This window comes from Kitasatospora sp. NPDC057542 (assembly GCF_042801945.1).
Taxonomy (GTDB): Bacteria; Actinomycetota; Actinomycetes; order Streptomycetales; family Streptomycetaceae; genus Kitasatospora.
Genome location: NZ_JBHVFE010000364.1, coordinates 1 through 9320 on the forward strand (window position 1 = coordinate 1; position 9320 = coordinate 9320).

At 74.8% G+C, this 9320-nt stretch carries 8 protein-coding genes; 2 read left to right on the top strand and 6 right to left on the bottom strand.

The annotated features are described in order from the left end of the window. The first annotated feature begins 329 nt into the window (after positions 1-329). Positions 330-1064, top strand: a complete 735-nt coding sequence (locus ACFU7Y_RS32810; RefSeq protein WP_380770561.1) for a hypothetical protein — start codon at positions 330-332, stop codon at positions 1062-1064. Positions 1065-1104: 40 nt separating this feature from the next. Here ACFU7Y_RS32810 and ACFU7Y_RS32815 read toward each other — a convergent pair whose 3' ends face one another. Continuing rightward, the gene (locus ACFU7Y_RS32815; protein WP_263455057.1) at positions 1105-1872 is read right to left on the bottom strand and encodes an SDR family NAD(P)-dependent oxidoreductase; all 768 of its coding nucleotides are present in this window, start codon (positions 1870-1872) and stop codon (positions 1105-1107) included. A 202-nt stretch (positions 1873-2074) separates the two neighbouring features. Between ACFU7Y_RS32815 and ACFU7Y_RS32820 the strand changes: the two genes are divergently transcribed. Beyond that, complete coding sequence (locus ACFU7Y_RS32820) at positions 2075-2437, top strand: hypothetical protein (RefSeq protein WP_224280998.1); 363 nt, start codon at positions 2075-2077, stop codon at positions 2435-2437. On the opposite strand, the gene ACFU7Y_RS32825 is transcribed toward ACFU7Y_RS32820, so the two are convergent. The 5 genes from ACFU7Y_RS32825 to ACFU7Y_RS32845 all read right to left on the bottom strand — a co-directional run bounded on the left by ACFU7Y_RS32825 (position 2349) and on the right by ACFU7Y_RS32845 (position 9016). Further along, entirely contained in the window at positions 2349-3380 is a 1032-nt protein-coding gene (locus tag ACFU7Y_RS32825; RefSeq protein WP_224280999.1) for an ADP-ribosylglycohydrolase family protein, read from the bottom strand. The genes ACFU7Y_RS32820 and ACFU7Y_RS32825 overlap by 89 nt on opposite strands. Further along, the gene (nadE, locus tag ACFU7Y_RS32830; RefSeq protein ID WP_224281000.1) at positions 3377-4216 is read right to left on the bottom strand and encodes an ammonia-dependent NAD(+) synthetase; all 840 of its coding nucleotides are present in this window, start codon (positions 4214-4216) and stop codon (positions 3377-3379) included. The genes ACFU7Y_RS32825 and nadE overlap by 4 nt, the downstream gene beginning before the upstream one ends. A gap of 66 nt (positions 4217-4282) precedes the next feature. Further along, positions 4283-6421, bottom strand: coding sequence for an ATP-dependent zinc metalloprotease FtsH (gene ftsH / locus ACFU7Y_RS32835; RefSeq protein ID WP_224281001.1), 2139 nt, complete (start codon positions 6419-6421; stop codon positions 4283-4285). Between the two features lie 267 nt (positions 6422-6688). Next, the gene (locus ACFU7Y_RS32840; RefSeq protein WP_224281006.1) at positions 6689-7243 is read right to left on the bottom strand and encodes a DsbA family protein; all 555 of its coding nucleotides are present in this window, start codon (positions 7241-7243) and stop codon (positions 6689-6691) included. A 204-nt stretch (positions 7244-7447) separates the two neighbouring features. Then, entirely contained in the window at positions 7448-9016 is a 1569-nt protein-coding gene (locus ACFU7Y_RS32845; protein ID WP_263455058.1) for an alpha/beta hydrolase, read from the bottom strand. Between the last annotated feature and the right edge of the window lie 304 nt (positions 9017-9320).

Genomic DNA, 9320 nt, shown 5'->3' on the forward strand with positions numbered 1-9320 from the left:
GACGCTGCTCCGCGTCCGGCCGCCGGTTCGGGACCGCTCCGCGTCCGCCTCCCGACCGGACTGTCCGCAGGACGGAGTCGCCGCCCTTGAGCCCGGCCGGGCAGAGGGTACGCCCGTCCGCACCGAGCTGGGCCTGGACGACGGTGTCCGGCCCGAAGCCGGTGACGGTCTCCGGCAGCCGAACCGGCGCCGTCGCGGAAACGGTTCCGCACGCCCCGCAAAGGCTTCCCCCGCCCGGACGTGGCGTCATCCCACCGGCCCCGTCCGCACGGTAGTGTCCGCTGGCGCGGCCCCGGCATGCCCGGTGGCCACCACCCACGCACACCCCGATGGAGGAACCCGTGCCGGCTCCCGCCCGCCGCGCCCTGGCCATAGCCGCGGCCGTCCTGCTCGCCGCCGCAGCCGCAGGCTGCTCGTCCGGCGGCGGCCACACCGCCAAGGGGGCCGGGCGCAGCTCCGCCCCGGCCGCGGGCGACGCCGCAGCTGCCCCGCCCGCGCCCGCCGCGATCGTCACCGGCCCTGGCCCGAAGAGCAGTTACGACGTCCAGCCGCAGCCCGCGCCGGGCAGCTGCCACTACCGCTACACCGCGGACAAGCAGCCGCTGCCCGACCCCGACTGCACCCCGGGCGCGATCAGCCCGGCGGTCAACCAGGACAACCTCAAGAACACCATCTGCAAGCCGGGCGGCTACACCTCGACCATCCGCCCGCCGGTGAACATCACCGGCAAGGAGAAGGCCGAGAACGCCAAGTCCTACGGCTACACCGGCCCGATGGGCGACGCCGAGTACGACCACCTGATCAGCCTCCAGCTCGGCGGCGACCCCAACGACCCGCGCAACCTGTGGGTCCAGCCGCCCTCCCCCGGCCACGTCCCGGGCAAGGGCCCGAACAACCCCAAGGACTCGGTGGAGACCCACCTGCACACCGCGATCTGCACGGGCCAGGTCACCCTGGCCGCCGCCCAGCAGGCGATCGCCACCGACTGGACGACCGCCGAGGCCAAGCTCGCCGTCCGCACCGGCTCCGCCCCGACCCCGGAAGCCGACGCCGACGGGGACTGACGGACCGCACCACCGGGCTCGGCGGGGCCCTCTCGACGGCTCAGCGGCCCAGCACCGCACCGCCGTTGAGCCCGATCACCTGACCGGTCAGGTACCCGGCGGCCGGAGAGGCGAGGTAGGCGACCGCCCCGGCCACGTCGGCCGGCGTGCCCGCCCGGCCGACCAGGGTGTCCGCGACCTTCCGGACGTGGAACTCCTCGCTCCAGCCGGCCCCGAAGATCTCGGTGTCCTCGATGTAACCGGGCGCGAGCACGTTCACCGTGATCCCGTCCGGCCCCAACTGCCGCGCCAGGCCGAACGCCCAGCCGTGCAGCGCGGCCTTGGCGGCGGCGTACGAGCCCGCCGAGTGCGGGCCCGCGCCACCGCGCTGGGCCGCCGCCGAACTGATCACCACCAGGCGGCCGCCGGGGCGGCGCAGCCCGTCCTGGAGCGCGGTGGTCAGCAGCACGGCGGTGAGCAGGTTGCCGTCCAGGTCCCGCCGCCAGGCAGCGGCCAGCGCGGCCAGACTTCCGTCGGCGGGCGGGGTGACGATCGCACCCGCGTTGTTCACCAGCACGTCCACCGGACCGAGTCCGGCGATCCGGGCCGCCGCCGCCTCGACCGCCGCCGGGTCGGTCAGATCGGCTGCCACCGGTACGACCCGCCCCGGCCCGGCAGCCCGCTCGATCTCCTCCCGGGCCTGCTCCAGCACCGCCGGCCTGCGGCCCAGGATCACCACCCGGTGCCCGTCCCCGGCCAGCCGCGCCGCGATCGCCCTGCCGATCCCGGTACCGCCGCCGGACACCACCGCGAGCCGATCCACCGTCATCACTTCATCCCCCTCACTCGTCGGCCGACCGCACACCGGCCGCCACGACCCATCCTCGGCCACCCGCCGAACACCACCACCACCACCGCACCTCGCTCCCGCCCCGGCGGCCACACACCTCGACCGCGCAACTCCCGCCCCTACGGATCCGAACCCCCGCCCGGTACCGTAACCAGGCACACGGGCGGACCGGAATCGGGGGATGGGCGCAGTGGCGCGGACGGGGATCAAAGGGCTGGGCAGGGAATCGACGGACCTGAAGGCCGGGACGGTGTTCGCCGCGCTGACGGTGGCGATCGACGGTTTCCTGCTGTCCCGGATCTGGCGGTGGGCCGGGGAGCAGACGCCCGAGGAGCATCACGCCGCGGTGGTGCAGACCCTGTGGCTCCTCGGCGCCGTCGGGTTCACGGTGCTGCTCGGCGTGGCCGTCGCGGGCGATCGGTCGACCCCGCAGCGCCGCTGGCGCTGCGCGATGCTCAGTCCGCTCCTCTGCCAGCTGCTGGTACCGGCGGCCCTGATCGTCTACTTTCTGATCGACCCGCCGGAGATCCGCGTTCCCTGGTAGGCCATGCCGGTTCCGGACCGACCGTCAACCTCGCCGCCAGATCGAGCAGTTCGGGCATCCGGAGCACCCGCCCGCCGAACCCGGGCAGCTCGACGTGCAGCGGCCCGGTCCAGCGCTCCGGGATCGCCGCCAGGCCGTACCGGGCCCCGGCCAGGCCGCCGGTGACGGCGGCGACCGTGTCGGTGTCCCCGCCGAGGTCGATCGCGGCGCGCAGCGCCTGCTCGAAGCCGTCGGTGGTGCGCAGCGCCCAGACCGCCGAGCCCAGGCAGGGCCAGACCGCGCCGTTGGCCTCGGTGGCGCGCTCCGGGTGCCAGTCCGGGGCGAGGACGGTGGCGTAGCGTTCGCGATGATCGGGGGCTACATGGGCCAGGACGGCGGGGAGTTCGGCCAGCGGGTCGGCACCGTCGAGCGCGAGCCGGACGAGCTCGTGGAAGATCGCCGTGCCCTCCCAGGCGGCCCGGTCGCCGTGGGTCAGTGCCGCGATGCGCCGGGCCGCGTCCATGGTGGCCTGCCGCCCGGCGCGGGCGAAGGCGACGGCGGAGGTCGAGGCGCGCATCAGGGCGCCGTTGCCGGCGGCGCGCAGCGTGGTGTCGAAGTGGACGGCGGCCGCGAGGTCCCAGGGCAGGCCGCTGGTGAGGACCGATTCGGTCTGGATGCCGATGTCGGGGGGCCCGGCGGCGGCCCAGCGGCGGAACCGGTCGAAGAGGTCCGGGAGGTCCAGGCCGCCCCGCTCGATCAGGGATTCGGCGACCAGGACGGCCATCTGGGTGTCGTCGGTGGCCTCGCCCAGCTCCCAGCCGCCGCCCGCCACCAGGTCACCGGGGGTGTCCGGGAAGCGGGCGGAGAAGGCGCCGGCCGGACCGAACTCGTAGGGGGCGCCGAGGGCGTCGCCCACGGCGGATCCGAGGACGGCTCCGGCGGCGCGCTCGTCCGGGCCGGTCATGCCAGGGGCGGGGTGACCGGCAGGTTGCGCTTGTGCTCGGTGCGGCGGTAGTGGCCGAGGACGGTCCGGTGGACGTCCTCGCTGACCGGCAGGCCCTCCAGGAAGTCGTCCAGGGCGTCGTAGCTGACGCCGAGGGCGTCCTCGTCGGGGCGGCCGGGGGCGAGGTTCTCCAGGTCGGCGGTCGGGGTCTTCTTGACCAGCTCGGCCGGCGCGCCCAGCGCCTCGGCGATCGCCCGCACCTGGCGCTTGGTCAGGCCGGACAGCGGCATCACGTCGGCCGCGCCGTCGCCGAACTTGGTGAAGAAGCCGACCGCGGCCTCGGCTGCGTGGTCGGTGCCGACGACCAGCCCGCCCTTGGCGCCCGCGGCCGCGTACTGGACCACCATCCGCTGGCGGGCCTTGACGTTGCCGCCGACGAAGTCCTCGTGGCCGTGGTCGGTGTAGGTCAGGCCGGCGGCCTTCAGGGCGGCGAGCGCGCCGTCGGTGGCGGGCTTGACGTCGACGGTCAGCACCTCGTCGGCACGGATGAAGCCGAGCGCGAGCTGGGCGTCCGCCTCGTCGGCCTGGACGCCGTACGGCAGCCGCATCGCGGTGAAGGTCACCTGGTGGCCCTCGGCCCGCAGCCGTTCGACGGCGAGCTGGCAGAGCCGCCCGGCGGTGGTGGAGTCGACGCCTCCGCTGATGCCCAGCACCAGGCTGCGCGCGCCGGTGGCCCGCACCTGCTCGGCCAGGAAGTCCACCCGGCGCTCGGCCTCCTTCGCGGGGTCGGGCACGGGCGCGACCCCGAGGGCACGGGCGATCTCCCGCTGGACGTCGGCAGGCAGGGGCTCGGTCATTCCGACTCCTCGGGACGGTGGGTACGAGACGCGGTCACGAGGATACGACCACCGGGGTCGCGGCCTTCACGGGCGGGGGTCCTCCCCCGGTTCCGCCGGTCCCGACGGTGCCCCCGTCCCGTCCGTCCCTCCCTGTGCCTCCGGCCCCGCCTGCCTCTCCGGTCCCGCCTGCGCCTCCGGCCTCGCCCGTGCCTCCGGCTTCGTCAGCCGGACCGGCCGGCCCGGGCCCGGCTGATCAGGGCCCGGCGCCGGGTGCGACAGGATGTCGAGCACCACCCGGCCGTCCACCGTCTCCTGGGCGACCAGCAGCGCCGCCAGCTCGTCCAGGTGGTGCCGGTGCTCGGTGAGCAGGTCGACGGACCGCCGTTCGGCCCGGCGCAGCAGGCGGGCCACCGCCTCGTCCACGGCGTGCTGGGTCTGTTCGGAGTACGGGCGGCGCAGCAGGTCCTCGGGGTTGTCGCCGAGGTAGTGCGGGGTGCCGCTGGAGTAGCCGACCGGGCCGAGTTCCGGGGAGAGGCCGAACTCGCGGACCATCCGGGTGGCGACCGAGGTGGCGTTGGCGAGGTCGTTGGCGGCGCCCGTGGAGCCCTCTCGGAAGACCACCAGCTCCGCTGCCCGGCCGCCGAGCTGGACGGTGAGCAGGTCGGTCAGGTAGCCCTCGCTGTACAGGTGCCGCTCGGCCTCGGGCAGCTGTTCGGTGGCGCCGAGGGCGACGCCGGCCGGGAGGATGGTCACCTTGGCGACCGGGTCCGCGTGCTCGCACAGCGCGGCCACCAGCGCGTGTCCGGACTCGTGCACCGCGACGGCGTGCCGCTCCTCGGGCAGCAGCGCGTTGGAGGACTCCCGCCGGCCGAGCAGCACCCGGTCGCGGGCGGCGTCGAGGTCGTCGGCGGTGAGGGTGGCCCGGTCGGCGCGCACAGCGTTGATGGCGGCCTCGTTGACCAGGTTGGCGAGGTCGGCGCCGGAGAAGCCGGGGGTGCCGCGGGCGAGCCGTCCGAGGTCGACGTCCGGGGCCAGGGTCTTGCCGCGGGCGTGCACGGCGAGGATGGCGGCCCGCTCGGCCTGGTTGGGCAGCGGGACGGTGACCTGCCGGTCGAAGCGGCCGGGGCGTAGCAGGGCGGGGTCGAGGGCGTCCGGGCGGTTGGTGGCGGCGATGACGACGATGCCGGTGCTCTGGTCGAAGCCGTCCATCTCGGCGAGCAGCTGGTTCAGGGTCTGCTCGCGCTCGTCGTTGCCGCCGATCCGGGTGCCACCCGCGCGGCGGCCGCCGACGGCGTCGATCTCGTCGATGAAGATGATCGACGGCGCGCGCTTGCGGGCCTCGTCGAAGAGGTCACGGACCCGGGAGGCGCCGACGCCGACGAACATCTCGACGAAGCCGGATCCGGTCACCGAGAGGAAGGGCACCGAGGCCTCGCCGGCGACCGCCCGGGCGAGCAGGGTCTTGCCGGTGCCGGGCGGCCCGACCATGATCACCCCGCGTGGCCCCTTGGCCCCGGCGGCGGCGTACCGCTCCGGACTGCGCAGGAAGTCGACCACCTCGCTGACCTCCTGCTTCACCCCCTCGTACCCGGCCACGTCGGCGAATCCGGTGGCCGGCCGCTCGGCCTCGATGATCTTCGCCCGGGACCGCCCGATGGCGCTCAGGCCGCCACCCAGCGACCGGGCGGCCATCCGGCCGGACCAGAGGAAGAGCGCGCCGAAGATCAGCAGCGGCAGGAAGAGCAGCAGGGTGGACCAGATCGAGCCGCCGCCGCTGGTCCGGCTGCCGGTGATGGTCACGTGGTGGCCGGAGAGCGCGCCGCTGAGTTCGGAGGTGCCCAGAACGGTGGGGATCTGGCTGGTGAAGTGGGTGCCGTCCTTGAGCGTGCCGCTCACCCCGCCGGTGTCGCTGACGTCCACGGTCTGCACCTGGCCGGCGTTGACCCGGTTCAGGAAGTCGGTGTAGCCGTAGCGGGTACCGGGCTTGCCGGGATTGGAGAAGAGCACCAGCAGGAACAGCGTCGCCAGCACGGCGAAGGGCAGCAGCCAGCGGCGCCACGAGGGCGGCGGGGGCTTGGCCGGGCCGCCGGGGCCTGGCCCCGGACCCTGGCCCGGTCCTCGCGGTTGGCCCCGGCCCTGCCCCGGTCCGGCACCCGGTCCGGCGCCGGGGCCCGGCGGGGTCGTGGGGTGGCGGGCAGCGCGCAGCCGGATTCGTGCGATCATCCACGCCCACCGCCTCTCGGGGGACCGAACAGCCTCCGCCCCTCCATGGTCGGACGCTCCGCGCCCGGACGGGAGGCCGAACGGGACGATACCGGTCCAACCGGGGCAAAACTGCACCGCTCGACGGTCCGCTCGGTGCGGCTCGCCCGGCGTGGGTCGGCGGCCGGCCGCAGCTGCGGCCCCACCGCTCGACCGCTCCGTCAACCCTCCCCGCTACCGCCCCTTCGGCCGCCGGTCAGAGCCGCACGTCCTCGCGCCCCCGGCCGCTCAGGAGAAGTCGAGGCCGCCCGTCCGGGTCCGCTTGAGCTCGAAGAACTTCGGGTACCCGGCCAGCAGCCGCACACCGTCGAAGACCCGTACGGCGTCCTCACCGCGCGGGATGGCGCTCAGCACCGGGCCGAAGAAGGCGACGCCGTCCACGTGGATGGTCGGTGTTCCGACCTCCTCGCCGACCGGGTCCATGCCCTCGTGATGGCTCTTGCGCAGCGCCTCGTCGTACTCGGTGCCGTTCGCCGCCCCGGCCAGCTCCTCCGGCAGGCCCGCCGCCACCAGCGCCTCGCGGATGACGGCGTCGTCGGCGGGCCGGTCCTGGTCGTGCAGCCGGGTGCCGAGCTCGGTGTACAGCGCGCGCAGCACCTGCGGGCCGTGCTGCTCGGCGGCGGCGGTGCAGACTCGCACGGGGCCCCAGCCGGTGGTCAGCAGGCGCTGGTAGCGCTCGGGCAGGTCGGTGCGGCCCTCGTTGAGGACGGACAGGCTCATCACCCGGAAGTCCAGGTCGAGTTCGCGCTGCCGCTCGACCTCCAGGATCCATCGGGAGGTTATCCAGGCGAACGGGCAGACGGGGTCGAAGTAGAAGTCGACCTTGGTGGTGTCGGTGGCGGCCCGGTGGCCGTTGTCGAGGTGCTGGTGGGGCGCGCTGTTCGTCGCATCGTTTGTCACACCGGAGAGGCTAGGCCCCGGGTGGCCCACTCTCCAGGGCCAATCGTCGACCGACCCTGCGGGCCACTTCTACGCCCGGCCGGCCGCTCAACTGCACGTCTTCCCGTTCGCCGGCACCGTGCCGTCCAGCAGGTAGGCGTCCACGATCTGCTTCAGGCACGGGTTGCCGGTGTTGTAGCCGCCGTGCCCCTCGCCCTGCAAGGTGACGGCGACGCCGACGCCCGCGCCGAGCTGCTGCGCCATCGCGCGGGCGCCCTCCACCGGGGTGGCCGGGTCGCCGGTGGTGCCGACCACCAGGATCGGGGCGGCGCCCGGCGCGGAGACCTCCGGACGGGCGGCCTTGCCGGGGACGGGCCAGCCGGTGCAGCCGGTCAGGCCCCAGGCGGTGTAGGGCCCGAACACCGGCGAGGCGGCGCGGAACTGCGGCAGCTGCTGTTGCACGTCCTGGTCGGAGTAGCGCTGCCGGGCGTCCACACAGCTGATCGCCCGGTTCGCGGCGTTCAGGTTGGTGTAGTGCCCCTGGGCGTCGCGCCCGTTCAACGCGTCGGCGAGCCGGAGCAGCGTGTCGCCGGTCCCCTGCTCCGTCGCCTCGGTCAGCCCGGCGGCCAGCGCGGGCCAGGTCTCCGTGCTGTACAGGGCACCCGCGATGCCGGTGACCGCCAGGTTCTCGGTGAGCTGCCGCCCCTGGCTGGTGGGGAGCGGCGACTGCGCCAGCTTCTGCACCAGTGCGACGACCTTCGCGGTGCCCTCGTCGCCGCCCGCGCCGGTCGGGCAGGCGGCCCCGGCCTGGGCGGCGCAGGCCTTCATGAAGTCGCCGAGGGCGAGTTGGAAGCCCTGGGCCTGACCGAGCGCGGACTGCTGAGGGTCCTTGGTCGGGTCGACCACCGAGTCCAGCACCATCCGGCCGACGTGCTGCGGGAACAGGTGCGCGTAGACGCCGCCGAGCTGGGTGCCGTAGCTGATGCCGAAGTAGGACAGCTTCCGGTCGCCGAGCACCTGCCGCATGAGGTCCATGTCCCGCGCGGCGCTCTCGGTGTCCACGTACGGCAGCACCGCACCGGAGTTGTGCTCGCAGGCGGCGACGAAACGGGCGTTGCCCTCGTCCAGGGCCTTTACCGCGCCGGGGGTGTCGGGAGTGCTGTCGGCGGCGGTGGACTCGTCCATCGCCCGGTCGTCCAGGCACGTCACCCCGGCGCTGGCGCCGACCCCGCGGGGGTCGAAACTCACCAGGTCGTAGCGGGAGTTGAGGGAGGCGTAGGTCGCGCCGAGGGCGGGCAGGGTGGCCACACCCGAGGCGCCGGGGCCGCCGAAGTTGAACAGCAGCGAGCCGATCCGGTGCTGCTCGTCCTTGGCCCGGCTGCGGATCAGCGCGAGGCCGATCGTCGTGCCGTCCGGTTTGCTGTGGTCCAGCGGGACCTTGAGGGTGGCGCACTGCCAGTCGGCGGCGGGCGCGGTGCCGTTGCCCTGGGCGTTGGTGGGGGCGGCGCAGGCGTGCCAGTCCAGCTGCTGGGCGGCCAGTCCGGTGGCGGTCCCGATGGCCGGGGGGGCCTGCTCGGGCTCGGCGGCGAAGGAGCCGTCACCCTGGCAGCCGGTGGCGGCGGTGAGCAGCAGGACGGTCAGGCCGATTGCTCCGGCGCCGCGGACGACGGTGTGCATGGGGTGGGACCACCTCTCGGGTCGGCCGGGCACCTCGGGGCGCGGTCTCGGGCCTGCCGGCCGCCCCGGCCCGCGACAGGACTGCGTGCGCGCCCGGCGCTCGGTTCTTCGACGCACCACAGACCCTAGGGTCCGGGGCCCGGCGATGCCCTGCGGCGACCTTCGGCTGGGGGCGCGCGCCGAACCGGCTGCCACCGGCCGATCGGGTGAGAGGCCGATCCGCGCGGCCCGGTTGCGGGGCCTCACGGTGGCGGTGGGGCAGGTCTCCACCGCCGTGTCCCGTCGCCACCCTGCCGATCGGCAG

What these genes read in the sequence shown, in the direction of transcription:
- ACFU7Y_RS32810 (WP_380770561.1), top strand. Translation starts at nt 330, where the DNA reads ATGGAGGAACCCGTGCCGGCTCCCGCCCGCCGCGCCCTGGCCATAGCC.
- ACFU7Y_RS32815 (WP_263455057.1), bottom strand. Translation starts at nt 1,872, where the DNA reads ATGACGGTGGATCGGCTCGCGGTGGTGTCCGGCGGCGGTACCGGGATC.
- ACFU7Y_RS32820 (WP_224280998.1), top strand. Translation starts at nt 2,075, where the DNA reads ATGGGCGCAGTGGCGCGGACGGGGATCAAAGGGCTGGGCAGGGAATCG.
- ACFU7Y_RS32825 (WP_224280999.1), bottom strand. Translation starts at nt 3,380, where the DNA reads ATGACCGGCCCGGACGAGCGCGCCGCCGGAGCCGTCCTCGGATCCGCC.
- nadE (WP_224281000.1), bottom strand. Translation starts at nt 4,216, where the DNA reads ATGACCGAGCCCCTGCCTGCCGACGTCCAGCGGGAGATCGCCCGTGCC.
- ftsH (WP_224281001.1), bottom strand. Translation starts at nt 6,421, where the DNA reads ATGATCGCACGAATCCGGCTGCGCGCTGCCCGCCACCCCACGACCCCG.
- ACFU7Y_RS32845 (WP_263455058.1), bottom strand. Translation starts at nt 9,016, where the DNA reads ATGCACACCGTCGTCCGCGGCGCCGGAGCAATCGGCCTGACCGTCCTG.